Raw genomic sequence first — 24,595 nt, 5'->3', positions numbered from 1 at the left:
CACTCACCCCGATCGGGGCTGTGAGGAAAGACGGTCTCGCCCTGTAAATAAGGACTGAAATCGGGAGGCTATCCCTACCGCCAGTTCAGCGACTCATGTCAGGCTGCCCCAATACCTTGCGAAGATGATGCCTCATCTGGCGCAAAGCAGCGGCAGTTGCCTGCAGGCTTGTCGGTCTACTGGTTCACCTTAAACGATAACAAAGGCGATTTCGCTAAGAGCGGAAATGCGCGATTAATGGTGACGGCGAGGGGCTACAATATAGAATTTTTGGCGCGCTGATGCGGCTGTGCAAGAGTTACGCTTTCGTAACTAACAGCAACAGTTGGCACTGTTCACGACTGCTTTTAGCGTGTCCCTGCCCACAGTTCCCGCATGCCGTAGGCGATTGCCGCACGCTTTGTCCACGTTAACTTGATAGCTTGAAGACGTGAAGATTGCTACTTGGAATGTGAACTCCCTGCGTGCCCGTGCCGACCGTGTGGAGGATTGGTTGCGCCGAACCAATGCCGACGTGCTCACCATTCAGGAGACTAAATGCAAAGACGAGAACTTCCCATGGGAACTATTTGAAAGCAATGGCTATGAAGTAGCGCATTTTGGTTTTAGCCAATGGAACGGGGTAGCTATTGCTTCCCGTGTTGGCCTGGAGGACGTTGAACGCACCTTTTCCAATCAACCCACTTTTGGGAAGGGTGGCAAGGATCCCGTGCAGGAGGCACGGGCCATTGGCGCTACCTGCAACGGAGTTCGGATTTGGAGCCTCTATGTGCCCAACGGCCGTGCACTCGATGATGAACACATGCCTTACAAGCTGGGGTGGCTTGACGAGCTAAAAAATCAGGCTGCGGGCTGGCTTGCTCAGGACCCCAATGCCCAGATCGCGCTCACAGGTGACTGGAACATTGCACCCCAGGACGACGACGTCTGGGACATCGATTTCTTCCGTAACCAAGGCCTCACCCACGTTAGTGAACCCGAACGAGCTGCGTTCACTGCCTTCGAAACGGCGGGCTTTACCGACGTTGTCCGGCCGCTAAACCCTGGGCCGGGCGTTTACACCTACTGGGACTACACCCAACTTCGCTTCCCAAAACGCGAAGGTATGCGCATTGACTTCGTTCTGGGCTCACCAGCATTTGCCGCGCGCGTCACCGCCGCTGAAATTGACCGCGAGGAACGCAAGGGCAAGGGCGCTTCCGACCACGCACCTGTCATTGTGGAATTGGGCTAGCCCATGACGGGTGGGCTGTACCTGGGCGGCACACAACTCCCCTTCATCTCCAACCTGCGCGTCTACTTGCCACGCGAAGCCTATGGTGCAGCGGAGTTTGCGTCATTGGAGGGGCTGATGCACTCCGAGGCACATGCCATCAGCACCGACACTAATGAGCTGACGGATTCGCTGGCTAGAGTAAGCCGGGCGCACCCCAACCCGCTTCCGCGAATTTCAGAAGATCGGGTCCGTGTCCTAACTATGGGCGAAGGCACACCGCTTCTTTACGCGCCCAACCAGCTCCTGGCCCGATCGGTTTTGGGCTCAAGCGAATTATTCTCCGGAAATATGGCCCAGCTGGCTGCCTTGGTTCTCTCCGAGGAACAATGGGCGCTTGAGCTTGCCCGGGCGTCAAGTTCGTCGCCGTTGCAGATGCCCTTGCAGACACGCTCATCGACCTGGGGTATCCCGTTCAGTTGGTTCATCCTGGTATATGCCAATGACCGCATGGAAGTTGTGGAACTGAACGGGCGGATCCTCACGGTGCGCATCCAGGTTCCGTTGGCTACCGCCGTGGGCCGCGTTGAGCGCACTCTGGAGATGCTCGCCCAAATGGCTCCGGATCTTGACCTGTACACCGAGCTTGAGAACTTGGGCAGCTGGCTGAGCGGTTTTTCCAGCGGCGCCGTGGAGTTGGACTATGGTCCGGTGGCTAACCGTGTGCACCCTGACGATTCACCGGCCGACGTACACATGGGCTTGGCCTGCCTGGCCGACGGCGATTTCACTGGTGCAGCCGCAGCATACCGCAGGCTCGCGAACCGCTGGATGCCCATACGGCAGCTTGCACGGGCCAACTAGCGCTGCGTGTTTTGAGCCCCTGCCGCTATCAGGGCTCCTGCCATGGAGCCGTCGATCCGCGCTTGATGAGGCTAAACGGCATGAATTCTGCGCGTATGGAGTCAATTTTTCCACTTACTTCCGCCAGTAACATCTTTGCAGCCAGCCTCCCATGGTCAGCTGGTTTTTGTCCGATGGTTGACAGGCCCGCCGGCCCAGCAAAATCGTGGTCATCAATGCCCACCACGGACAGATCCTCCGGAATTCTGATACCCCGCCGTTGCGCCTCAAACATCAAACCCAAGGCCATCTCGTCGGAGCCACAGAAGATAGCAGTTGGCGCTTCCCCGGGCAAATCAAAGAGTCGGGCGGCCGCTGCCACACCCTCACCAACCGTGTAGTCGCCAACGACATTCCATTCCGGGCGCAGCTCAAGTCCCGCCCTGAGCATGGTGGCTTCGAAGGCCGCCGACCGTAGAGTAGGAACTACGAAGTTCTTTTCATCATTGATACCGCCACGCAGGTGCCCGATCTTGCGATGACCTAAATCGATGAGGTGTTGGGTAGCGGCAGCGGCCGCCGCCGCATCATCAATATGTATCCCTTGACAGCCCTCCACTGGACCACCAACAGACACTGTCGGAACGTGGGTTCGTTGCAGCTCCCCAAGCTCCGTGGCGGATAACCCCAAGCAAAGGACTACCAACGCATCGATCTGCTTGCGCACCATTTGTTCAGTAAACCTGCGCTGCTGGCCATGCATGTAGCCGCCCAAACTAAACAGCATCAAGTTGAAGCCGTGCTCGCGCAGTTCTTGATCAATCCCTTCCAGCGCACGTGCAAAGTACCAGCGGTCAATGAACGGGACCAGGACTCCCACCGTTTTCATCTGACCTGTGGCCAATCTGGTGGCTGACGGAGATGCTACATAACCCATCTCTTTGGCCACGGCCAACACTCGTGCCCGTGTGGTCGGATGGACTTTAGGCAGACCACGGAGGGCGCGTGAGACTGTTGCGGTTGAAACCTCCGCACGCTCGGCAACGTCGTCGATACTGACTCTCATGCCTGTGTCTTCCTCTCTATTTCCTCAGTCATTGCCAAGGTGGCACTGGCTTGGCAATCACCTTGGCGGCTCGCCCAAACCGGGAACGGCAGTGCAGGCTATGAGAACAGAGTCTGACATCTGGAGCTACTGAGGGCGTCTACTCCGCCTCTGGGGCAGTTTCTTACGAAGCCGGATCATGCCCCAAAGACCCAAGCAAACAAGCAATAACCCTATCGCCCAAATCAATGCTGGTTCTCCGGTGAGTTCCAGCCATACCGTCACTGCGAAGAGTACTACTGCCCAAAAACCCAGGAAACCGATGATGATGTCAAAGTCTTCAGCACTTTTTTGCTTGGTTGTGGGAATGTGCAAACTATTGGTTTTTTCCGTTTGTTTTCGCATTCTTTATTTCACCGCCCCTGCTGTGAGCCCCGCGACGATCTTGCGCTGGAAGATCAACACCAAAATCACCAGCGGAATGGTCACAACAGTTCCTGCGGCCATCACGGCCGTATAAGGTTCCTGGTGAGGCTGGGAACCAGCAAAACTGGCGATAGCTACTGTCACGGTCTGGGTGGCGTCGCTGGAGAGAATACTGGCAATCAGGTACTCGTTCCAGGCTGCGATGAACGCCAGGATAGCAGTGGTAAATACTGCCGGAGCCGCCAGCGGCATAATGACCTTGCGGAAGGCCTGCCCGGCTGAACAGCCATCAATGCGGGCGGCTTCTTCCAACTCCCACGGCATCTCACGGAAGAAAGATGTCAGTGTATAGACGGTTAGTGGGAGGACAAAAGAAATGTTCGGGATGATCAACGCTTGATATGTGCCCATCCAGTTGATATTTGTAAACAGCTGGAACAAAGGTGTCACGATTGCCACGCCCGGGAACATAGAAGCCCCGAGCACAACTCCCAATACAAGAAACTTCCCGCGAAATTTCAGCCTGGCCAAGGCATAAGCCGCAAACACCCCAAAAAGCAAAGCAACCGCAGTGGTGACACTTGAGATGAAGAGGGAGTTTAGCAGCGCCCTATCCAAGTGGTTGCCCATCTCGGCAGAAAAGGCCGTGGCAAAGTTGTCCCACGTGACATGGGTAAAGAACGGTGTTGGATCGAAGGTGTACCCAACTTCGCGAAAAGCGGTGACTACCATCCAATAAAACGGTAGCAGGCACCAGATCACTATAACTACGGCACTGATGTATGTTCGTGAGCTAGCCCATCGTGCGCGTCTCCGGGCAACAGTCTTGGCCGCGGCGGTATGTTCGCTTTGAGTTTGCATAACCGTGCTCATTTCAGCTTCTCCTTAGCTCCGCCACTGGCTGATTCAACTGCGTTTGCACCGAGGAACCGAACAAAAATGAACGCCACAATAAAAATAATCAAGAACGTAATTGTTGACAGGGCGGCCGCCGAATTAAAACCAATCCGGATTTGATTGACAACCAAAATGGAGAGCGTTGTGGTGCCATTTGCCCCTCCTGTCATGATCGCCGGTAGATCGTACATACGCAGCGCATCCAGGACGCGGAACAAGATGGCGACCATGAGAGCTGGTTTCACCAAGGGCAGTGTGATCAACCGGAATCTTTGCCAGGTGGAAGCACCATCCACTTTTGCAGCCTCGTAGATGTCCGACGGGATCATTTGCAAACCCGCCAAAATCAGCAGTGCCATGAATGGTGTTGTCTTCCACACGTCGGCGATAATGATCGCAGTCCGTGCGGGGCCTTCACTTCCTGTCCATAGGATCGAGGTGTTGAAGAGCGTGTTGGCAATCCCATCAAAGGCAAAGATAAAGAACCACAGCTTTGCTGTGACAGCTGTCGGGATAGCCCACGGGACAAGAACTGCCGCACGCAGCACACTGCGGCCCCGGAAAGTGCGGGCCATAATCAATGCCATCCAAAAACCAAGAATGGTTTCAAAAAACACCGTTACCACGGTGAAAAAGAACGTTACTCCGGTCGCTGACCAAAACTGCGCACCCAAAGTGCCAGGGGGGCAACTTAGTGCGTCGCCGCTGGGGCCGGTGCACTGCTGGAACAACCAGTGAATGTAATTTGTCAGGCCGGCAAAGCCGCCAGCCACAAATGTGCCCGTAACCGGGTCCAGACCCTCATCTTGTTGCAGCGACATAATGATGGCGTTGATCACTGGATACAAGATGACGATTGCCAAAACAACTAGTGTTGGGACAATCAGCAGCGTCGCTGTCCGCCCTTGGGTCTTTTCCTTGCGATCCGCGCCTACTTCACTTTTGGCGCTCGGCCCCGTTGGCGCCTTACCAGGTTTGGCTTGCGGGTCTACATTTGTGGACATGCCGGCCCCTTTCATAATCCTCGATTGATGTGCAACGTCAACAACGGGTGGTGCGCGTTTTGGCTATTCTCAGCCTCAGCAGCACCACCCGTTACTAGCGGTTCGGCACCCTTGTTTTCGCTCTCACACTGGTGCGAGTACCGCCACCGGCTACTTGGATGTGGTGGTGTTGATGGCTGCTTCCATATCCATCAACGCCTGCTCCACGGTTTTGCTACCTTGCAGAGCCGCGAAACTGTTCTGTTGGATTGCCTGAGTAACAGCCGGGTAGAACGGAGTTACCGGACGGGGCACAGCATTTTCAATCGAGGTCTTCAAAACTGGCAAGTACGGCAGCTTGGCAATGAGTTCCGCATCGTCGTACAAGGAACCGAGCACCGGTGCCATGGATCCCTGCGTGGCGTAGAACTTTTGGGTTTCTTCCGACGTCATGAATTCTAGGAAGTCTTTAGCAGTGGCTTTGTTCTTGGAGTACACACTGACTCCCAGATTGTGTCCACCAAGGGTGGAAGCGCCTGGGCCATCCTTGCCCGGCAGCGGCGCAACACCAAAGGTGTCCTTGATTGTGGAGGAGCCGTCTGTTTTGGCAAGATTATAAACATAGGGCCAGTTGCGCAGGAACATTAGCTTGCCAGCTTCAAATGACTGGCGACCCTGCTCTTCCTGGTAGGTCAGAGCCTGCTTGGGGATATCCCCATCCTTGTAAGCCTTAACCAAGTTTTGCAGCCCAGCTTTTGCCTCTGGGGAATTTACTGTGGATTTGCCATCTTTATCCACAATCTTCCCGCCTTCGCTGTTGATGGCTTCAGCGACGTTGACTGTTAGGCCCTCGTACTGGGCGAACTGACCGGCGTAGCAATCGATGCCTTTTTCCTTGGCGATGGAGCACATGCCCATCATTTCTTCCCAAGTTTTGGGTGGGGTGGGTACCAAGTCTTTCCGGTAATAAAGCATGCCACCGTCGGAGGTCTGCGGGAGCGTGTAGAGCACGTCCTTGTAGGTTCCTGTTTTCACTGTGGCCTCAAGCATGCCATCAGTACTTACCTTCATGGCGTCTGACAAGGGTTGCAGCCAGCCTTTGGCCGCAAACTCTGCCGTCCAAATCACGTCAACGCTGGCCACGTCGTAATCAGCGTTTTTTGCTTGAAAGTTTTTTACCAAGTCATCATGCTGCTGATCGGCGTTATCAGACTGTTCCTTGAATTTAACTTGCTCGTCTTTGTGCGCAGCGTTCCACTTTTCAATGAGCGGGCGCACCACGTCGGAGTTGTCCTTTCCCTGCACGTAGGTGATGGGACCTCGGCCATCAAGGTTCTCTGAGGCGGCGCCGTTGCCGCCGCTGGTCCCCCCTCCGGTGCCCCCGCCACAAGCGGAAAGTGTCATGGCGAACACCGCAGCAGCCGCCAGTGGCATATACAACTTTGAAATCTTGGTTCCCATGCTCATTCTCCTAAAGTGAAAATCTCCATACGCTGCATCCTTTTGGACGGATCGCGCCAGTGGTGAACCTCACACTAGTTACAAGCGGGCATATAGTGCAAGCGCTTACACCTTTTCTTTACCATTTCGTTTCCATACAAGAATATGGGCCCGGGAGCCCGCGCCAGATTCGCCACGGTGCGCCCATGGCCGCGCTGGACGCCCCTAGGCGGCGCTTTAGACAGAAATAAGGGCGGCTTCTACCCCTGGGATAGCCGCCGCCCTTGCTGGACTTTTGTCCAGCAGACTACTTATTGTGCTTGAACAGACCGGAAATCTTGGCCCCAAGGCCCTTGGCATGCTCAGCTGCATCCCCAGCAAATTCCTTTACGTTCTCCGCAGCGTCTCCTGCAAATTCCTTTACGTTCTCAACAGCATCTTCGGTGAATTCTTTGATGTTTTCACCGGCATCCCCAGCAAATTCCTTGGCGTTTCCAACTGCGTCCGCGGCGAAATCCTTGGCCTTATCCATGGCTTCGCCACCCGTCTTTTCAGTATTGCTCTCAGTCATGATGCCCTCCATCGTGTGCCGCTGCGGACCCGAGGCGCTCTACGCCCAAGGTTGATGATAAATCGAGACTAGCGGACTCGTTCGGCTTTAGTGAAGCGTGACCTTGCCCCGGAGCCGATGCTGAGCAGCACCGGGACTTCAAGGCCCAGTAGTTCCTCAAGGATGCTCACCAGTTCGGTAATTTCTGCTGCAATTTCTTGTGGCGCAACGCCTTGACGGGGGAGTACACGAACCCTCAGTGCCGTTCGTTTGCGGAAGTCATAACTCGTCACAGAAACACCAAACACGTCGGTACGTTCCAAAAGTGCGCTTTTGAGCGCCTGCTCGGCCACCGCACAGCTAAGCCTGACCGAACCGGCGGCACCGTCGTCGTCCCCGTTGCCGCCATTGTCATACAGAGTGCCGGCCCTGCCCTTGCCCTGGTTCGCGATCCAAGAAACCATCACAATTACCACCAACAAGAAGATGGCTGCCCCGGCAAACCAAATCCAGCTCTCCGACGTTCCCAGCAGCCGCGTTCGCTCCGCATACCTCGCCACCGCGTCCACCTGACCACCCGCCCAGCCCCGCCACCACCGGGCCGCTGACGGTACTGCGGCAAGCAGGATCGCCCCCGCACCTACCAGCGCAAGGAACAACCCAAGCACAGTCAATAGGAGGCGGTTTAAGGCTCGAGGAGTTCCGTTCATACCCCGACCACCCCGCTCACGGCCAGCTTCACGCTCACGGCCGGGGAAGGGCTTAGCCCCATGTCCGCGACCTGTGCCTCAACGGCAGCCGCAATAGCATTCTCAGAGAGGTGAATCCCGGATGTGGGCCGGATGCTAACCTGCACCAGGCGAGCCGAAACCACCACCATGACCTGCTCACGAGTCACACCTGCCGCCACGCGAGCGCACCTAGCAAGGGCGGAGGCTATGACCTCGTCATCCACCACAATCGCTACTTTGCTGTTGAGAATCACATGCCGTGCCCGACGCCCCGGGAGCAGCCCATGCGCCAAAAAAATCAAACCGCTCAGGATAATAAGCACCCCCGCAGCACCTAGCAGGACCCGCGGGGTGGCCCCCGGCAGCTCGGCTGCGCGTCGGGCGGCGTCGATCGGGTGCGCTATCCAGGCAGGTTGACCCAGCCCTGCCAGGATCATTTCAAGCATGAAGTACAGCGCCACTGCTGTAACCAAAATTGCCGCCACAACAGCCACGCCAGAGCGTGCCGAGTGAGTCTCACGCCCCAGCACTCGCCGCGTGTAGTCGTTTAGTTTCTCGCCGCTGAATCCAGACTTCTCCTGCCTGGCTTCACTCACAGGACTCGCCCGTCACTGCGAGTGACCAAACCTGAAATTCGCACATTGACACGGCTAACGTGTGATCCACTCAAACGCTCAACCTCAGCCATGATGCTGGCCTTGGCAGCCTTTGCCCGAACTAAAATACTGCCGCCGCTTTGAGTTATCCGGTCCCGATTGCCCCGCACATCATTCAAGGAGGGGGCACCCATGGCCGAGGAGATAGACAGAGCCAGCGAACCGGCGTCGTCGGAGAACTCCACCCGCACCTGGGCTGGTGCTACAGCAAGCACTTCGGCTGCGGCAACTTTGGCCAGCGAGGTTAGCGCCTGGGTGCTTATCCGGTTGTGCCCGGCAAATTCAGTAGGTTTGGTGAGGTCTTCAGTCACGAGGACGAGCGCCGTCCGGTGAGCGCATCCAAGGCACCGCGCCAATCAAGCTGACCGCTGGCCGCGCGGCCCACGAATGCTCCAACAACAATAAAGATAACTGAAATCAGGAAGCCCCAAAAACCAAAAGCAAACGCCATAAATGCTAAAAACGCGCCGAATGCGGCGCAGACTACGCTGAGATTCACAGCTGTTCCCCGGTTTCCATTGGATTGTTGCGGTTCTTGGTTGACGCCGGTGGCAGGATCGCCGCTGAATTTGGCGCGGGCGGCTGTACGTCCAGCGCGCCCAAACGTCCCGCTAAGCGCGGACGCTGAACAGACTTCTCGGACTCAGAGGCCGGAATGAACACGTCAGTGATCTCAATATTCACCTCAATGACGCTGCGCCCCACCAGCTCCTGCACTGCGGCATAAACGGCTCGACGAACCGTGTCGGCGAGGGCCTGCAGTGGATAGCCGTACTCTGCCAGCAAAACAATATCCACAGCAACTTCAGATTCACCCACCTCCACACGAACACCTTGGGTTAGATCCGTTGCCCCCACAACCTCGCGAATCGCGCCAAGGGAGCGGGACGCACCGGAACCCACCGCATGGACACCCGCCACACCGCGAACGGCCACGCCCACCACCTTGGCCACCGCTGCCTCGGCAATAGTGGTGCGGCCCTGGGTGCCCTCCGGGTTGGCTGTGCTTGAAGAATATGAAGCCTGGTTGTGCGCGTCCATTAACGGGTCCTTTTCTGTTCCTCTTACGGTAAGCCTATGCACCGCTTACTTAAGGGGCAACGCCGGGAGAGCTAACCCCCGAAAGAACCTGGCAGGTTAAACGAGAAAGACCCCGATTTCTCGGGGTCTTACTGGTGGCTCCGACCGGCGTCGATCCGGTGACCTTTCGATTTTCAGTCGAACGCTCTACCAACTGAGCTACAGAGCCTTGGTGATCTGAAAATCCTCGTCACCAGATCCTCTTGCACTAGTCAAGAAAACCAAAGCGACCCTGACGGGACTCGAACCCGCGACCTCCGCCGTGACAGGGCGGCGCGCTAACCAACTGCGCTACAGGGCCATACTTAATTACTGCATTTTGCTTCAAACAACTTGTTTCAAACAACGCTTTCGCGTAATTTTCACGATCTATAGCGTACCAGCAATTTTTTCACCGGCTAACCACTTACTCGTAAAAGTACCCCCAACGGGATTCGAACCCGTGCCGCCGCCGTGAAAGGGCGGTGTCCTAGGCCGCTAGACGATGGGGGCCTAGTCATCCTTCAGGCCGCCGCGTTGTTTCCAGCGCTTCGGTTTGAAGTGGACTCCAAAAACTATAGAGCCTATTTACCCAGAACACAAAACGGCCATCCACCCCACCCGGTTGCACAGTTCAAAATAGCTGAAATGTGCCAAGGATCTGGCGTTGCCGCAACCACTCATTAAGCTGGGGGGTATGCCTGAAAATCCACTCGCCAGCATCCCCTCTTTCGCCCCGTTCACCATGGATGAACAGGAGTTTGACGCCGCCGTGGAAGCGGCTATTGAAAGGATCCCGGATGAGCTACGCGGGAAGATGGACAACGTGGCGATTTTTATCTGCGATGACTACGTCCCCGAACCGGGCGATGACCCCACAGCGGTGCTGCTTGGGTTATATGAAGGAACGCCTCTAACTGAACGTGATGCGTGGTGGGACTCAGGATCCCTGCCTGACCGCATCACGATCTTCCGCCACCCGATCATGGGAATCTGCCAGAACCGTGCGGAAGTCATTCATGAAGTCACCGTGAGCGTGGTCCATGAGATCGCTCACCACTTTGGGATCAGCGACGCGCGTCTACATGAGCTCGGCTGGGGATAAATGACACCAATGTGATTCATGTTGCCCATGGTGCTCATGTTGCCAAGGCCTCTTCGGAGCCGTAAGGTCTGATGAGCTGGGCAAGTTTCTTCGCAAGCGCTTCCCTGCCCCACGGCCCGCAGCAATGCGCCACTTATCTACCGATCTGCAGTAAGGCAATTGGATGACTATGCGTTATTTGGTTCGCGGTACAACGGCACTGGCGTGTGCTGTTCTCACCTCAACGGCACTGCTATCCCCCGCACTTGCCGCCCCCACTGCTGCAGATGCCCCTTCTTCCGCCTTTGGGCCCGGCGCTCTCAGTACGACGGCGTGGCAACAGTTGGCGCTGCGCCCGTTCAGTCCCGCCGTTCCCAGCGCAGATGACATCACCGAAGCCAAGCAATCCGAAAGTGCCACTGCTGTTGCTTCGGCGCAGCTAGATGCGATTATCAGCTCAGCGAATGACAAACTTCAAGCTTCAACCCTCGCCGCCATGGGCGCCAACAGCTCATACACCAACGCTTTGGTGATTATGGAGCAGCGAGAAGCTGAAGCGCAGACAGCCAAGGCAAAATCCGAGGCAGCCACCAGCGCCAGCAAGTTGGCCCAAGCCCAGCTGGGGCAACTGGCAGGTAGTCTGTACAAAAATGGCGGGCTTGACCTCAGCGTGCAAAGCTTCCTGGCCAGCTCCGATGCTGACAATGCCATGTATCAAGCGTCAACGCTGATGGCGTTGAGCACCAATCGGGCCCACACCTTTGACACCGCCAAGGCATCTGCGGCAACTTCGGCAGCACTTGACGCCCAAGCCGTGGCATCACGGAACGCGGCCGACGATGCCATTGCCGACGCAAAAGCCTCACACACACAAGCCCAGTCAGCTGCCGACGCACAGGCCGGGATCATCGCTGAAAACCAGGCACAGCGAGACGTCCTGCTGCAAAGAATGGCCGCTTTGCACAACACCACCGTGGCGTTGGAAGGCGCCCGTGTGGATGAACTGGCTCGTCAAGCACAGGAAGCGGCCCTGAAGCAGCAAATCGCCGAATCAACCAGCGCCCCTGAACCACTGCGCCCCCCGGCAAATGAACTACTCCCTGCCGGTAATATAATTACCCGCCCACTGCCTGTGCAGCCGCAGGCACCCAACCGGCCTGCCCCGCCTGCCCCGACAGTCCCCAAACCGACAGTCCCCAAACCACCAGCGCCTCAACCACCAGCACCGGCCCCCGCACCAGTTCCCAGGCCACCGGCACCAAAACCGCCGGCTCCGGCTCCCGCACCGGTTCCCAAGCCGCCAGCGCCAGCGCCAGCCCCGTCAGGCTCGCACACGCAGGTCATGGTCAACTACGCTATGTCCAAAATTGGCGGGCCCTACCAGTGGGGCGGCAATGGCCCCACTGCGTTTGACTGCTCCGGGCTGGTGCAGCAGGCCTTTGCCTCCGCTGGCATCGCGGTCCCTCGCCAAGGCAGCGACCAGTTCTGGGCCGCACCGCAACGAGTCCCGCTCTCCCAGATGCGGTACGGGGATTTGCTGGTGTTTGACGACAACGGAGCCGGCCGGTTTGGCCACATCGCTATTTACATTGGTAATAACCAGGTGGTTCAGGCCCTAAATCCAAGCCAGCCTTTGGGTATCACATCGCTGTCCTGGATGTCAGGTATGAGCTTGTACCCCTATGCGGCCAGGTACTAAAAGGCTGGTTCACAAAAGTCAAGGATCAAATAACTGAGGCGCTTTGCTCCATGGATTTCATGGAGCAAAGCGCCTCAGTTATTTCTGTGCAAGATCTCCGAATTTTCAGGCCTGCAAGAGTGGACCAAATGCTGACCGGTCGCCCAGACGCGGGTCTTCATTGTCACGAACAACCATGATGGGGCCCTTGGCATGGTGCCGGACTCCATCCGTGGTTGAGCCAAGGAGCATGCCGGCGAACCCGCCCCGCCCGCGAGTACCCATCACGACTAATTCTGACGTTGCCGAGGCAGTGACCAGTGCGTCAACTGCCGATCCCTCGAGCAGCACAACCTCAATGGGAAGTTTCGGGAAGTGGTTGCGAAGCCATTTCTCGCCAGCATCCAGCTGGCCCTGAATTTCTACGAACAGGGCTTCCCGATCCACAGGTGCCGGCATCCACGCAAGTGAGCCGGTGTACGGCTGGACTGCGCAAATAATACGCAGTGTGCTGCCAGCCCGTTCGGCCGCCTCGGCGGCAAGCAGGACGGCGTAGCGCGCCTGATCTGAACCATCAACGCCGGCCGTGATGACCTTCTCAACCTTCGAATCGGCTTTTTCACCCTCAGGGCCCTCCCCAAGGCGTGGCGCACAACTCAGGGGCACTGTCACAGTGGGGCATTTGGCGTGCGCCGGAAGCGCTGTGCTGACGTTGCCAAGAAGCCGCCCGAGAAAGCCGCCGCGGCCACGTGAACCAAAGACCAGTAACTCCGCAGTTTCGCTTAACTCAAGCAGCACCCCTGCGGCGTCACCGTTTTCAACGCGTGCGTCGATCTGAATGTCCAGGTGGGCAATCTTCGCGGCCGCCTCACGAAGGACAGCTTCGGCGCCTTGGCGGATAACGTCGTCGTCCACTGTGGCATATCCACCGTCGAGCCCTGAGGCAGCGAAAATAGGCACTGTGTAGGCGGTGACCAGATGCAACGGAAGATTCCGTGCCTTGGCTTCCCGGGCGGCCCATATCAGGGCACAATTGCTTTGTTCGGACCCATCAATACCAACAACGATTCCTGTGGGACTGGGAACCTCCGTAGGCGATGCGCCCTGCAGGTTTTCTTCTGGGCTACTCATGCTGCGCCTCCTGGTTCTGGTATGCCGGAGGGTACACAAACGCCGTGGCGCCTCCCCTTCGCGGCCTGTACTTGTGACTATTGCGGGTTCGGCTTGGCTCGTCAAGTTCCACCTCGAGGCGGCCATGGCCTGGCAGTGCGTACCCACTGCTCTTACCCATCGCCAAATACATGCCCGCTTATGCAAGACATATGCAAGAGTTGAGACCTGAACCACACTGAGAAAGTAGGCGGCGATGCTGGAGTTACTTGTTCCGTTCCTTGCCCGTGGGCGCGCCGGCGAGGGCGCCCCTGCAACTATCTGGGCTGACGCAGATGCTGCATGCAGGGGATTATCCGCTCCGATGGCGGTTTTGGATATCCAAGCGCTGTCCTTCAATGCCGGGTCATTGCTGCGCCGGGCGGCCGGGAAGCCCATCCGTCTGGCTAGTAAATCGATCCGTAGCAAAGAAGTGCTCCGAGCCCTATTGAAACAGCCCGGATTTGCAGGAATTTTAGGATTTACTTTGCCCGAAGCCTTATGGCTTGCAACTGATCCCTCAAGCGTTTTCACTGACATTGTTGTTGCGTATCCCACGGCTGATGCCCAAGCCCTGCAGGCATTGGCCGCTGACCCTCTCGCCTGCGAGCGCGTGACGCTCATGGTTGACTCCACCGAACAACTGGAGTGGATGAATGCCACGTTGGCAGGACAGTTCCAAAGCGCCCCCATCCGGCTCTGCCTGGACTTGGACGCATCCTGGCGGCCCACGGTTCGGGGCCGGACCGTAGGACACATTGGCGTGTACCGTTCACCCTTGCGCACAGGTGCCGACGCCATCGCGCTGGCCCTGGCGATTGGTGGCTACCGTCACGGTTCCGCGCCACGCTTCAGACTTGCCGGCATCATGGCCTACGAGGCCCAAGTTGCGGGTTTGCAGGACAAACCACGTTCGGGCAACAAGGTGGCAGACGCAGCCAAAGCCGCTGTTCTGCAGCAAATGCAGCGCGCCTCCATGACTGAAATAACCCAGCGACGTGCCAACGTCGTGGCAGCTGTGCGCAACGTTGCCGAATTAGAATTCGTCAATGGCGGAGGTACCGGCAGCATCGAGCTAACAAGTGCCGATGACTCGGTGACGGAACTTGCCGCGGGGTCAGGCTTTTTTGGTCCGGCCCTCTTTGACGGTTATTCACGCTTCATGCCAGCCCATGCCGTTGGCTTCGCCGCCCCTGTGGTGCGCCGGCCCGGACCTGAAATTGTCACAGTGCTTGGTGGAGGGTGGATTGCCTCGGGGCCCACCGGCCCGGACAGGTCCCCCGTGCCGGTGTATCCGCCCGGACTCTCAACCATCGGCACAGAAGGCGCCGGTGAGGTGCAAACCCCACTGCGCGGTTCTGCCGCCGCGCAGCTGTGTATTGGCGATAATGTTTGGTTCAGGCACGCCAAGTCCGGGGAGGTTTGTGAACATGTGGATGCCTTGGAACTGCTCGACGGCGGCCAACGAGTGGGTTCAGCACGTACCTACCGCGGCGAAGGGAAGGCTTTTGTATGAGTGGTGCTAGGCGTCAGTGGCGTAATTGGGCCGGGGATCAGCGCTGCAGACCTACTGCCGTAGCGTGGCCTAGCACCGTGGGAGAGCTCTGCTCACTGGTTGCCGAGGCCGGGGCCTCCGGGCATACCATCAAAGCGGTGGGTGCCGGGCACAGCTTCACGGATATTGCCTTAACGAACGGTGTGCAAGTGCGCCTTGACTCGCTCACCGGGCTCTTGAACGTGGACCGCGACGCTAAACTCATCACCTTATGGGGCGGCACGCGCCTGCACCAGATACCTGCCCTGCTGAAGCCCTACGGGCTGGCAATGGAGAACCTGGGTGATATCGATGCACAGTCAATCTCCGGAGCCATCTCCACCGGGACGCACGGTACGGGACTGAAATTTGGTGGTATCGCCACACAAGTGCGGGCGCTGACGTTGGTTACGGGGACCGGAGAGGTGCTGCATTGCTCCGCCACGCACAATGCCGAGATATTCGCCGTCGCCCGGGTTGGCCTCGGAGCCCTGGGCATCATCACCGCAGTCACCCTGCAATGCGTTGACGCCTTCATGCTGCACGCGGTTGAGCGTCCTGAACCGTTGGCCGAGGTGCTTCAAAGCCTGGCTGAACGCAACGCTACGCATGATCACTTCGAGTTTTACTGGTTTCCGCACACCGAGATCGCACTCACTAAGAGCAATACCCGGCATGCACCGGGCACTTTGCCGGACGGTGTCCGCCCCCTAAGTGTGTCCTCACACATAGTGGATGACCTGATTGTTTCAAACACCCTCTTTTCTGCGCTGTGCAACGTCACAGGCAAAATGCCCAAGACCATTCCACGGGTCAACAGGCTGGCATCTACTTTGACCGGACACAGGGAGTTTGGCGATGCCTCACACAAGGTGTTTACTACATCCCGGACAGTCCGTTTTCGGGAAATGGAGTATGCCTTACCGTTGGAGAGCATTCCAGCAGCGCTGCGGGATCTTGAGGCAATGATTAACCGGCGCGGGTTGCAGATTTCATTCCCTGTGGAGGTGCGCAGCGCTGCTGGTGACGACATAGCCTTATCCACAGCCAATCAACGCCCAAGTGGGTATATAGCCATCCATCAGCACATCAATTCAAAGCACAGCGAGTACTTCCAAGCGGCGGAGGAAATTTTCCGCTCCTACGCCGGACGTCCGCACTGGGGCAAGTGGCATTTCCTCCATTCGAAAGACTTTAGCCAGCTCTACCCAGACCTTGAAAAGTTCTGTAAGGTTCGAAATGTTCTCGATCCCAAACGCGTGTTTTCCAACGCATACCTGGACCGGGTACTACCCTGATATTCATCAAGGCACCACCCCGTCCACGGGTGGCGCCACCCGCCTGTTCCGTTACCGTTCGTGGAGGCATGAGCCATGATTGCTGCGACTTTGACTGCCAATCCCCCGGCGGCCCGGTCTGGCGCACCTGAGGTAACCTCCACCGTTGTGATTGGTTCAGGATTTTCCGCGCTGGCAGTGGCTGCCGAACTCAACAGGCAGGGTGTTAAGGCAATCGTTGTTGATACTTTTTGTCCCTTAAAGCAATCCGCGCCGCTGCAACCCACCACCGGCGGCATCAGCTTGGACGCACTCAGTGAGCGCAGTGAAATTGTTCGTTTACTCGAGCACTACGCTCGTCGAAACAGTCTTGATATCCGCCCTGAAACTCAGGCATTGGAGCTCACCCGGGTGCACCAGAGCGTAGCCGCGCAACAGCAATGGCGCGTGCATACATCCAACGGAACTCTGAGCGCACACAGCGTAGTCTTCACCCGCGGCGCGTTGAGCCAGCTGGGCCGCGTGCTGCACAGCATGGGTGTTACAACGGCAACCGACGTCCGCTCGGGTATGCATTCCTTGGGTTTGTATCTGGTGGGTGTTGGCGACCTGGCAATCCCCACAACGCAGGAAATACTGCATCAGGCAAAACGTGCCAGCCAGTCGATCTCCGCACGCGTCGCCGCCCGCGAACTGGGCCCTCACGCAGTAGTGGCTTAGCCCAACCAGTCATTCCCGGCAGTATCTGCCCTCGCTGGGTAGGGTCAGTGCCGGAGCGGGTCAGTGCCGGAGCAGGTGCGTGCTGGGGAAGGTCAGTCTTCCCTGGACAAACGCCGTCGAGCAACAACTACCATGGCCACAACCACGCCAATCAAGACAGCAATAAGTCCGATTACACTCCACGGCACGGCGGACTCATCCTGTGTTTGTTGCGGCGCGGCTTCCGGGGCAGGCTCCACCGATGCCACCGGACCGGCAACAGCACCCGGTGCAGCTGTGCTGGTTGAGGCGGTTTTCGCGCTAAAGCTGAATTCGCCCTCAACGGGGTGGGAATCGGAGGACACCAGACGCCACTTCACGGTGTATTTACCTGCTGGAGCACCAGCACGTATGTTTTGGCTGGCAATCTGATCTAAAACATCTACTTCCCCGCTAGCCCAGTTGGTACCAGCATCGTCAACAACCAGAACCTGTGAACCAATCACGGCAGGGGTGTTGCTCATGCTGATTTCAACATTTTCAGGCATGCTCTCCACGGTTGAGCCATTGGTCGGTGCAGTGCCTGTGACAACGTCATGGGCACTGGCCATTGTCGATGAACCAAGCAGCAAAAACAGCACAGCCATGACTCCTGCAAAGCTGCGTCGCACAAGCCTGTGCAGCGAAAGATTCGTCTCATTCCGGCGATGACCTACAGGACTGTTCACAGCGCAATATCCTTCGATAGATTCAGGGGAAGCTATCACACGCTACCCCAAGATTATGTGAGTAGCCGCAGAGTTGGGGCACCCGAGACGACTATGCCTGAGCCAATAAATTGCCCCAAGCCTTTAGCAGCTAGAATTTGTGGGAATAACCTTTTTCATTTCACTTCGCCCGGAGGGCTCCTTATGGCAACGAAGACGGCTACCCGCTTGTCTGCGGTCGATAAATATTTCATGATCACCGAACGCGGCTCGAACTACTCGAGGGAAATCCGCGGTGGTTTTGCGACCTTCTTTGCCATGAGCTACATCGTGGTGTTGAACCCGCTGATCCTTGGTGGTGCGGACGCCACTGGTGGTGAGCTGGGGCTGGAGCGCGTAGCCGCCGTCACAGCTTTTGTTGCAGGTATCCTGACCATCCTGATGGGCGCCTGGGCTAAACATCCCTTCGCGCTGGCAGCCGGACTGGGCGTCAACGCGTTTGTGGCCGTCACAGTTGCCACCAACCCGGGTCTGACCTGGCCGGACATGATGGGTCTTGTGGTGCTCTCCGGTATCACCATGTTCATCTTGGTGCTTACAGGATTCCGCACAGCCGTCTTCAGAGCCGTCCCCGAAGGACTTAAAACCGCCATTGTGGTGGGCATCGGCATGTTTATTGCACTGATCGGTCTCGTTAATGCAGGCTTTGTCCGCCGTATTCCCGATGTTGCCGGCACAACAGTTCCCGTGGGACTGGGCTTCGATGGAAAACTCATGGGCTGGCCCACGTTGGTGTTTGTGGTTGGTTTGGTACTGACCATTGGCTTGGTAGTACGCAAGGTCAAGGGTGCAATCTTGATCGGCATTGTGGTGTCGACCATCCTTGCAAACATCTTGGAAATGACCCTCCACATCGGTCCTTCCTTTGACGGCGTCACCAGCAATCCGCAGGGCTGGTCACTTGTTTCCCCGCAGCTTTCGCAATGGTCCCTGCCCGATCTCTCGCTGTTGGGGCAGGTCAACCTCTTTGGTGCTTTCAGCAAGCTCGGAGCCCTTGCAGCGATTCTGCTCGCGTTTGTGATCCTGCTCAGTATCTTCTTTGACGCCATGGGAACCATGGTTGGGCTGGCCGCTGAAGCTGGAACACTCGACAAAGACGGCAACATTCCCAATGTGGACCGTGTGCTGCTAGTTGACGCATTTGGTGCGATCGCCGGCGGTGGCGCCTCTGCTTCCTCAAACCAGATCTACGTGGAATCCGGGGCCGGAATTGGTGAGGGCGCGCGAACCGGTTTGGCTTCTATCGTCACGGGTCTGCTGCTGCTGGTCGCCATGTTTGCCACTCCCCTGATCAAGCTGGTTCCTTTCGAAGCAGTGGCCCCGGCCCTGGTGGTGGTTGGATTCATGATGGTTTCCCAGGTGGGCAAAATCGATTGGTCCGATTGGGGCATTGGCATCCCCGCTTTCTTGACGTTTACGTTGATGCCCTTCACGTACTCGATCGCTAACGGTTTAGGCGCAGGTTTCATCGCTTTTGTGCTGATCCGCTTGTTCCAGGGCCGTGCACGCGAAATTCACCCGCTGATGTGGGCCGTTGCGGCAGCCTTCTTGCTGTTCTTTGGGATTGGCACGGTTGAAGCGCTGTTTGGCATCGGTTAGGAACTGACCAACTCAACCATGACGGGCGCCGCGACCGTGGAGTCTGCCCGGTGAGACAGCTCATTGCGTGCCGGGCTGGCATTTAACGGCGCCCTGATGTTCTCTGGAAGTATGGACTTTTCCCGGCTCACCATGGACGTTGCCCCTTCTGCGTGGACTGGAAGGAACGACGGCGACGGTCCCGCCCACCGCCGTTGGTGGCAAGCCGTGAAAATATCTGCGCAATCCTCCCTGGACGCCTCCCCGGACACCTCCCTGGACGCCTCGCTGCCCGGCTCCGCCGCCCTGATGGGTTTCGCCTCGGATGCCGGCGTTCTGCGCAACCACGGGCGCGCGGGAGCCGCCGCAGCCCCCGCCTCGATCCGCTCGGCGCTGGGCTCGCTGGCCTTCCACGGCGCCCGCTCCATCACAGACGCCGGCGACATTGTGGTTGCTGGTGACGGACTTGAGGACGGCCAGATCCGTGCCGGTGCGGCCCTCACGCAGATGCTCGACGCCGGTTACCTCACGTTCGTTCTTGGCGGGGGCCACGAGACCGCCTATGCCAGCTATCTGGGTGTGGCCGGCACAGCGGCTGTGCGCAACGGGGCCCGGCTCGGGGTATTGAACCTGGACGCCCACTTTGACTTACGTGCTGACCCAGCACCTAGCTCGGGCACACCGTTTCTACAGATGGCCCGCGCCGAAGCTGCCGCGGACCGGGAACTCAATTACGCCGTCGTCGGCATCAGTGAACCCAACAACACGCGCGCCCTTTTTGATACGGCTCATGAACTCGATGTGAAGTACCTGCTGGATGAGGACTGCAGCGATGAACGGAGTGCAGGGTTTGTTGATGCGTTTTTGGAAACCGTGGACATTGTGTACCTCACGATTGATCTGGATGTGCTGCCAGCCGCCGTGGCGCCCGGGGTTAGCGCCCCTGCAGCCTACGGGGCGCCTTTACCGGTGATCGCCGCCGTGTGCCGCCAGGTTGCAGCCAGTGGAAAGCTGTTCCATTTCGATGTTGCGGAGTTAAACCCGGAGTTTGACATCGATAACCGTACGGCCAAAGTTGCGGCCCGGCTGATCGACACCCTCTTGCGCTAAGTGGAAGTGGAGGGCAGCCCGTTAGCATCAGTGGGCTTGGGCTGTTACCTCGTCGTCCAGCTCATGACCACCTTGGAATTGGGTCTTGTAGAGCTTGTAGTACGCACCCCGACGGCTCAGCAATTCCTCATGGGTGCCGTGTTCAACGATGTCTCCATCTTCCATGACCAAAATCGCGTGAGCATCGCGGATGGTTGAAAGTCTGTGCGCAATCACAAATGAGGTCCTGTCAGTGCGCAGCGCGGCCATGGCATGTTGAACAAGCAGCTCCGTGCGGGTGTCCACCGAGGACGTTGCCTCATCTAAGATCAACAACGATGGCTGGGCAATGAAGGCCCTCGCAATGGTGATGAGCTGGCGTTCACCGGCCGAGACCGTGCCCCCATCGGCATCGAGCACCGTGTCATATCCATCAGGAAGTTGCCGCACGAATCTGTCCACCATGGTGGCCTGGGCCGCCGCGATAATCTCCTCGTCGGTGGCCTCCAACCGACCGTAGCGAATGTTCTCCCGGATGGTGCCCTCAAACAGCCACGCGTCCTGAAGGACCATTCCCACTTGGGCTCTGACTTGTTCGCGGGTCAGCGCCCGGGTGTCCACCCCATCGAGCAGGATGCGCCCGCCGGTGACCTCGTAGAAGCGCATAACAAGGTTCACCAACGTTGTTTTGCCCGCACCGGTGGGCCCCACAATGGCAACTGTCTGACCTGGTTCCACGGTGAAGGAGACATCGTTGATGAGCGGGGTCTGAGGTGAGTAACTGAAGGACACTTTCTCAAAACGTACGTGGCCGTCTGCTTGTTCGGGCAGCAACGCCGAGTCTTCTTCAGCTTCCTGTTCATCGGCGTCGAGAATCTCAAAGGTTCGCTCAGCCGAGGCCACACCCGACTGGATCATATTGGCAATGCCGGCCATCTCACCAATGGGTTGGGAAAACTCCCGCGAATACTGGATGAACGCTGTTGCATCACCCAACGTCATTTGCCCCGTGGCCACCCGCAGGCCGCCAACCACGGCCACCAGAACGTAGGAGAGGTAGGAGACAAACTGCATTGCCGGCATGATCATGCCTGAAACAAATTGGGCCCCAAAGGAAGCTTTAAACAGGTCCTCGTTGCGCTCATCAAATTCTTCCAGCATCTCCTTATCCCGGCCATACGCTCGAACAAGTTCAAGCCCAGAGAACGTCTCTTCAATGTGGCCGTTAAGTGAGCCCGTGTGCTTCCACTGCGCGGCAAAAAGTTTCTGCGAACGGGTCCCTATCACCCCAGCAAAGACTGCCGAGAGTGGCAGGGCAATCAACGCGATCAACGCAAGCTGCCAAGACACTATGAACATCATGACGCCAATGCCTATAACCGTCAGTGCGGACTGCACCAGTTGCGAGAAAGCCTGCTGCAGGGCGGCCTGGATGTTATCAACGTCGTTGGTCACCCGAGACATCAGGTCCCCGCGCTGGCGGGTGTCAAAGTAGCCCAGGGGCAGCCGGTTGAGCTTGCGTTCAATGTCCTCGCGGAGGCGGAAGACAACCCGCATCACCAGGGCGTTCAGCAAATAACCCTGCAGCCACATGAGTGTCGAGGCCACCATGTACAGGGCTAATACAAAGACTATGAGCCGGCTCAGTTCAACAAAGTCGATGCCCGCACCGGGGGTCAGTGCGGTCTTTGCGAGCATGTCCGCGAACTGCTCGTTGCCGGCAGCTCGTTGCGCCTCCACCAGCGTCTGCAGCGGCACGCCCTGGGGCAGTTGCGAACCAATGACTCCGTTGAAGATCACATCCATGGCAGCACCGAGAATCTTAGGTGCAATGACGGTCAACACCACTGAGGCGGCAACGAACATGATCACCACAGAGAACATCATGCGCTCCGGGCGCAGCAGACCAACTAGCCGTTTCACGGCCGGCCAGAAATGTTCGGCTTTCTTCGCCGGAGTTCCACCAAACATGTCCCCATCAGCCTCTGTTGGCTTGTATTCGGAGACTAGTTCTTCATCAGCTTCGGCTTCCGCCATTGTGCGGGCATCCTGGGGTTTGGAATCGGCGGGTCCGTTTGCCTTATTTTTGCGCGCCATTACGCCACCCCCTCAACACTGAGCTGCGACTGCACAATCTCGCGATACGTTGCATTATCCGCAAGGAGCTCATCATGGGTGCCGGAGCCCACAATCTCACCGTTCTCAAGCACAATGATGTTATCCGCTTCCCTGATGGTTGCTATCCGCTGGGCAACAATGATCACTGTTGCTCCTTTGGTGGCAGCACTAAGCGATTCACGCAGCCGCTGATCGGTGGCCACGTCCAGGGCTGAGAAGGAATCATCAAACAGGAAAATTCGTGGTTGTGAAGCCAGCGCCCGGGCAATGCATAGCCGCTGCCGCTGGCCGCCTGAAACGTTGGTGCCGCCTTGGGAGATGCCAGTATTGAGCTGTTTGGGCTTCTGCTGCACAAAGTCTTTGGCCTGGGCCACCCGCAGAGCCTCCCACAGCTCGTCGTCGTCAGCTTCCGGCCGGCCAAATTTCAGGTTGGATGCCACCGTTCCCGAGAACAGGTACGGCTTTTGCGGCACCAGTCCCACAAGTTTCGCCAGCTGGCTCCGGCTGAGCTCACTAACATCCACACCGCCAATACGCACCGTGCCTTGCTGCGGATCAAAAAGCCGCGGAATCAGGTTCAACAGGGTGGACTTGCCCGAACCAGTGGAGCCCACAATCGCCGTCGTCGCCCCTTGCACCGCAGTAAAGCTCACGTTATTCAGCACGGGACGCTCAGCGCCGGGGTAACCAAAGGAAACGCAGGAAAATTCGACGGCGTGATTTTCCGGCAGAGTTCTCTCCTGCGGCACGGCCAGCGAGGGTTTGGCACTGAGCACCTCATCCAGGCGCTCGGCCGAGATAGCCGCCCGGGGAATCATCATTACCATGAAGACGCCCATCATCACGGCCATCAGGATCTGCAGCAGATACTGCAGGAAAGCGGTCAGTGAACCGATCTGCATCTGTCCGGCATCCACACGGTGTCCGCCAAACCAGAGGACGGCGGCGGTGGCCAGGTGCAGGATCATCATGATCAGCGGGAACATGAGCACAAACAAGTTCCCCACGCGCACTGAGACACGGGTCAGCGCCAGGTTCGCGCCTCGGTAGCGTTCAGCCTCAAACTTCTCGCGCACAAAGGCACGGATCACCCGGATGCCAACAATTTGTTCACGCAGCACTGCATTGACGGTGTCAATCCGCTCCTGCATCTCACGGAACAACGGCAGCAGCTTAACCACCAGGAAACCAACCACCACAAACAGTAGAGGCACAGAAACCCACAGTAGCCAAGACAGCCCCACGTCTTCTCGCAAGGCCATGACGATCCCACCTACGCACATGATGGGCGTTGAAACCATGAAGTTCAGGGCCATCAGCACTAGCATTTGCACCTGCTGGACGTCATTGGTGTTGCGGGTGATCAGGGTTGCCGTACCGAACCGGGTGACATCCAGGGCTCCCAAGGCGTTGACCCGGTAATACACCTCACGCCGCAGATCGCGACCAATGGCCATGGCTGTGCGGGCACCAAAATAAATACCGCCAATCGCCGCCGCAACCTGCACGAAGCAGACAATAATCATCCGGACACCCGTTGACCAGATGAAATCGGTGTCACCCTTAGCGATACCTTGATCGATGATTTGCGCGTTAAGGCTGGGCAGGTACAGAGCTGCAATGGTTGCTATTAATTGCAGGAGGAGCACGGCGGCAATCCAGCGGCGATAGGGCCGGGCGTGGCGAATCGCCAACCGGAGAAGTGTCACGAGGGATCCCATTCGAAGTGATGTTTGATCTTTCGCTGTCTTCGAATATTATCCCCGCGCCACCAACCTC

23 protein-coding genes and 3 tRNA genes are annotated in these 24,595 nt (G+C 57.7%); 9 read left to right on the top strand and 17 right to left on the bottom strand.

The features are described 5' to 3' along the window. The first annotated feature begins 430 nt into the window (after positions 1–430). Positions 431–1,234, top strand: coding sequence for an exodeoxyribonuclease III (locus QMG40_RS06265; RefSeq protein ID WP_283529135.1), 804 nt, complete (start codon positions 431–433; stop codon positions 1,232–1,234). A gap of 3 nt (positions 1,235–1,237) precedes the next feature. Next, the gene (locus QMG40_RS06260) at positions 1,238–2,077 is read left to right on the top strand and encodes a hypothetical protein (protein ID WP_283529133.1); all 840 of its coding nucleotides are present in this window, start codon (positions 1,238–1,240) and stop codon (positions 2,075–2,077) included. 28 nt (positions 2,078–2,105) lie between these two features. Here QMG40_RS06260 and QMG40_RS06255 read toward each other — a convergent pair whose 3' ends face one another. The 13 genes from QMG40_RS06255 to QMG40_RS06190 all read right to left on the bottom strand — a co-directional run bounded on the left by QMG40_RS06255 (position 2,106) and on the right by QMG40_RS06190 (position 10,356). After that, entirely contained in the window at positions 2,106–3,122 is a 1,017-nt protein-coding gene (locus tag QMG40_RS06255; protein ID WP_283529131.1) for a LacI family DNA-binding transcriptional regulator, read from the bottom strand. 387 nt (positions 3,123–3,509) lie between these two features. Next, on the bottom strand, positions 3,510–4,388 hold the full coding sequence (locus QMG40_RS06245) for a carbohydrate ABC transporter permease (protein ID WP_459252968.1): 879 nt from the start codon (positions 4,386–4,388) through the stop codon (positions 3,510–3,512). A gap of 8 nt (positions 4,389–4,396) precedes the next feature. After that, positions 4,397–5,428, bottom strand: a complete 1,032-nt coding sequence (locus QMG40_RS06240; protein ID WP_283529125.1) for a carbohydrate ABC transporter permease — start codon at positions 5,426–5,428, stop codon at positions 4,397–4,399. Positions 5,429–5,578: 150 nt separating this feature from the next. Beyond that, complete coding sequence (locus tag QMG40_RS06235; RefSeq protein WP_283529123.1) at positions 5,579–6,868, bottom strand: ABC transporter substrate-binding protein; 1,290 nt, start codon at positions 6,866–6,868, stop codon at positions 5,579–5,581. Positions 6,869–7,154: 286 nt separating this feature from the next. Further along, positions 7,155–7,418 (bottom strand): CsbD family protein, encoded by a 264-nt coding sequence (locus QMG40_RS06230; protein ID WP_283529120.1) that lies wholly within the window; start codon positions 7,416–7,418, stop codon positions 7,155–7,157. 68 nt (positions 7,419–7,486) lie between these two features. After that, positions 7,487–8,107 (bottom strand): hypothetical protein, encoded by a 621-nt coding sequence (locus QMG40_RS06225; RefSeq protein ID WP_283529118.1) that lies wholly within the window; start codon positions 8,105–8,107, stop codon positions 7,487–7,489. Beyond that, positions 8,104–8,724 (bottom strand): Asp23/Gls24 family envelope stress response protein, encoded by a 621-nt coding sequence (locus QMG40_RS06220; RefSeq protein ID WP_283529116.1) that lies wholly within the window; start codon positions 8,722–8,724, stop codon positions 8,104–8,106. The genes QMG40_RS06225 and QMG40_RS06220 overlap by 4 nt, the downstream gene beginning before the upstream one ends. Beyond that, the gene (locus QMG40_RS06215; RefSeq protein ID WP_283529113.1) at positions 8,721–9,095 is read right to left on the bottom strand and encodes a hypothetical protein; all 375 of its coding nucleotides are present in this window, start codon (positions 9,093–9,095) and stop codon (positions 8,721–8,723) included. The genes QMG40_RS06220 and QMG40_RS06215 overlap by 4 nt, the downstream gene beginning before the upstream one ends. Further along, complete coding sequence (locus QMG40_RS06210; protein WP_283529112.1) at positions 9,092–9,283, bottom strand: hypothetical protein; 192 nt, start codon at positions 9,281–9,283, stop codon at positions 9,092–9,094. The genes QMG40_RS06215 and QMG40_RS06210 overlap by 4 nt, the downstream gene beginning before the upstream one ends. Beyond that, positions 9,280–9,825, bottom strand: coding sequence for an Asp23/Gls24 family envelope stress response protein (locus QMG40_RS06205; protein WP_349361605.1), 546 nt, complete (start codon positions 9,823–9,825; stop codon positions 9,280–9,282). The genes QMG40_RS06210 and QMG40_RS06205 overlap by 4 nt, the downstream gene beginning before the upstream one ends. A gap of 132 nt (positions 9,826–9,957) precedes the next feature. Beyond that, positions 9,958–10,033 (bottom strand) — tRNA-Phe (locus QMG40_RS06200). A gap of 58 nt (positions 10,034–10,091) precedes the next feature. Next, positions 10,092–10,165 (bottom strand) — tRNA-Asp (locus QMG40_RS06195). A gap of 118 nt (positions 10,166–10,283) precedes the next feature. Then, a tRNA-Glu gene (locus tag QMG40_RS06190) sits at positions 10,284–10,356 on the bottom strand. A 184-nt stretch (positions 10,357–10,540) separates the two neighbouring features. On the opposite strand from QMG40_RS06190, the gene QMG40_RS06185 reads away from it, so the two are divergent. Together QMG40_RS06185 and QMG40_RS06180 are read left to right on the top strand one after the other, a co-directional pair. Further along, positions 10,541–10,948 carry a metallopeptidase family protein gene (locus QMG40_RS06185; protein ID WP_283529110.1) on the top strand — a complete coding sequence of 136 codons (408 nt, stop codon included), beginning with the start codon at positions 10,541–10,543 and terminating at the stop codon, positions 10,946–10,948. 163 nt (positions 10,949–11,111) lie between these two features. Continuing rightward, complete coding sequence (locus QMG40_RS06180) at positions 11,112–12,626, top strand: C40 family peptidase (protein WP_283529108.1); 1,515 nt, start codon at positions 11,112–11,114, stop codon at positions 12,624–12,626. Positions 12,627–12,731: 105 nt separating this feature from the next. Here QMG40_RS06180 and QMG40_RS06175 read toward each other — a convergent pair whose 3' ends face one another. Then, on the bottom strand, positions 12,732–13,736 hold the full coding sequence (locus QMG40_RS06175) for a universal stress protein (protein WP_283529106.1): 1,005 nt from the start codon (positions 13,734–13,736) through the stop codon (positions 12,732–12,734). Positions 13,737–13,971: 235 nt separating this feature from the next. Here QMG40_RS06175 and QMG40_RS06170 point away from each other — a divergent pair, with 235 nt between their 5' ends. The 3 genes from QMG40_RS06170 to QMG40_RS06160 all read left to right on the top strand — a co-directional run bounded on the left by QMG40_RS06170 (position 13,972) and on the right by QMG40_RS06160 (position 17,285). Continuing rightward, on the top strand, positions 13,972–15,270 hold the full coding sequence (locus QMG40_RS06170) for a type III PLP-dependent enzyme domain-containing protein (protein WP_283529103.1): 1,299 nt from the start codon (positions 13,972–13,974) through the stop codon (positions 15,268–15,270). Then, a complete protein-coding gene (locus QMG40_RS06165) occupies positions 15,267–16,586 on the top strand; it encodes a D-arabinono-1,4-lactone oxidase (protein WP_283529101.1) in 1,320 nt (439 codons plus the stop codon). Before QMG40_RS06170 ends, QMG40_RS06165 begins: the two co-directional genes overlap by 4 nt. A 75-nt stretch (positions 16,587–16,661) precedes the next feature. Beyond that, positions 16,662–17,285 (top strand): NAD(P)/FAD-dependent oxidoreductase, encoded by a 624-nt coding sequence (locus QMG40_RS06160; RefSeq protein WP_283529099.1) that lies wholly within the window; start codon positions 16,662–16,664, stop codon positions 17,283–17,285. Positions 17,286–17,377: 92 nt separating this feature from the next. Here QMG40_RS06160 and QMG40_RS06155 read toward each other — a convergent pair whose 3' ends face one another. Beyond that, a complete protein-coding gene (locus tag QMG40_RS06155; RefSeq protein ID WP_283529097.1) occupies positions 17,378–17,992 on the bottom strand; it encodes a copper resistance CopC family protein in 615 nt (204 codons plus the stop codon). 183 nt (positions 17,993–18,175) lie between these two features. Between QMG40_RS06155 and QMG40_RS06150 the strand changes: the two genes are divergently transcribed. After that, complete coding sequence (locus QMG40_RS06150; protein ID WP_283529095.1) at positions 18,176–19,630, top strand: NCS2 family permease; 1,455 nt, start codon at positions 18,176–18,178, stop codon at positions 19,628–19,630. A gap of 111 nt (positions 19,631–19,741) precedes the next feature. Continuing rightward, complete coding sequence (gene hutG, locus QMG40_RS06145; protein WP_283529093.1) at positions 19,742–20,719, top strand: formimidoylglutamase; 978 nt, start codon at positions 19,742–19,744, stop codon at positions 20,717–20,719. A 27-nt stretch (positions 20,720–20,746) separates the two neighbouring features. Here hutG and QMG40_RS06140 read toward each other — a convergent pair whose 3' ends face one another. Together QMG40_RS06140 and QMG40_RS06135 are read right to left on the bottom strand one after the other, a co-directional pair. Then, complete coding sequence (locus QMG40_RS06140; protein WP_459252964.1) at positions 20,747–22,795, bottom strand: ABC transporter ATP-binding protein; 2,049 nt, start codon at positions 22,793–22,795, stop codon at positions 20,747–20,749. After that, positions 22,795–24,525, bottom strand: a complete 1,731-nt coding sequence (locus tag QMG40_RS06135; protein WP_283529091.1) for an ABC transporter ATP-binding protein — start codon at positions 24,523–24,525, stop codon at positions 22,795–22,797. The genes QMG40_RS06140 and QMG40_RS06135 overlap by 1 nt, the downstream gene beginning before the upstream one ends. Positions 24,526–24,595: the final 70 nt, after the last annotated feature.

This window comes from Arthrobacter antibioticus, from assembly GCF_030063205.1.
Lineage (GTDB): Bacteria > Actinomycetota > Actinomycetes > Actinomycetales > Micrococcaceae > Specibacter.
Note: the sequence above shows the minus strand (reverse complement) of the source record. Positions and strands in the feature narration are given on the sequence as shown.

What these genes read in the sequence shown, in the direction of transcription:
- QMG40_RS06260 (WP_283529133.1), top strand. Translation starts at nt 1,238, where the DNA reads ATGACGGGTGGGCTGTACCTGGGCGGCACACAACTCCCCTTCATCTCC.
- QMG40_RS06255 (WP_283529131.1), bottom strand. Translation starts at nt 3,122, where the DNA reads ATGAGAGTCAGTATCGACGACGTTGCCGAGCGTGCGGAGGTTTCAACC.
- QMG40_RS06245 (WP_459252968.1), bottom strand. Translation starts at nt 4,388, where the DNA reads ATGCAAACTCAAAGCGAACATACCGCCGCGGCCAAGACTGTTGCCCGG.
- QMG40_RS06240 (WP_283529125.1), bottom strand. Translation starts at nt 5,428, where the DNA reads ATGTCCACAAATGTAGACCCGCAAGCCAAACCTGGTAAGGCGCCAACG.
- QMG40_RS06235 (WP_283529123.1), bottom strand. Translation starts at nt 6,868, where the DNA reads ATGGGAACCAAGATTTCAAAGTTGTATATGCCACTGGCGGCTGCTGCG.
- QMG40_RS06230 (WP_283529120.1), bottom strand. Translation starts at nt 7,418, where the DNA reads ATGACTGAGAGCAATACTGAAAAGACGGGTGGCGAAGCCATGGATAAG.
- QMG40_RS06225 (WP_283529118.1), bottom strand. Translation starts at nt 8,107, where the DNA reads ATGAACGGAACTCCTCGAGCCTTAAACCGCCTCCTATTGACTGTGCTT.
- QMG40_RS06205 (WP_349361605.1), bottom strand. Translation starts at nt 9,825, where the DNA reads ATGGACGCGCACAACCAGGCTTCATATTCTTCAAGCACAGCCAACCCG.
- QMG40_RS06185 (WP_283529110.1), top strand. Translation starts at nt 10,541, where the DNA reads ATGCCTGAAAATCCACTCGCCAGCATCCCCTCTTTCGCCCCGTTCACC.
- QMG40_RS06180 (WP_283529108.1), top strand. Translation starts at nt 11,112, where the DNA reads ATGACTATGCGTTATTTGGTTCGCGGTACAACGGCACTGGCGTGTGCT.
- QMG40_RS06175 (WP_283529106.1), bottom strand. Translation starts at nt 13,736, where the DNA reads ATGAGTAGCCCAGAAGAAAACCTGCAGGGCGCATCGCCTACGGAGGTT.
- QMG40_RS06170 (WP_283529103.1), top strand. Translation starts at nt 13,972, where the DNA reads ATGCTGGAGTTACTTGTTCCGTTCCTTGCCCGTGGGCGCGCCGGCGAG.
- QMG40_RS06165 (WP_283529101.1), top strand. Translation starts at nt 15,267, where the DNA reads ATGAGTGGTGCTAGGCGTCAGTGGCGTAATTGGGCCGGGGATCAGCGC.
- QMG40_RS06160 (WP_283529099.1), top strand. Translation starts at nt 16,662, where the DNA reads ATGATTGCTGCGACTTTGACTGCCAATCCCCCGGCGGCCCGGTCTGGC.
- QMG40_RS06150 (WP_283529095.1), top strand. Translation starts at nt 18,176, where the DNA reads ATGGCAACGAAGACGGCTACCCGCTTGTCTGCGGTCGATAAATATTTC.
- hutG (WP_283529093.1), top strand. Translation starts at nt 19,742, where the DNA reads ATGGACTTTTCCCGGCTCACCATGGACGTTGCCCCTTCTGCGTGGACT.
- QMG40_RS06140 (WP_459252964.1), bottom strand. Translation starts at nt 22,795, where the DNA reads ATGGCGCGCAAAAATAAGGCAAACGGACCCGCCGATTCCAAACCCCAG.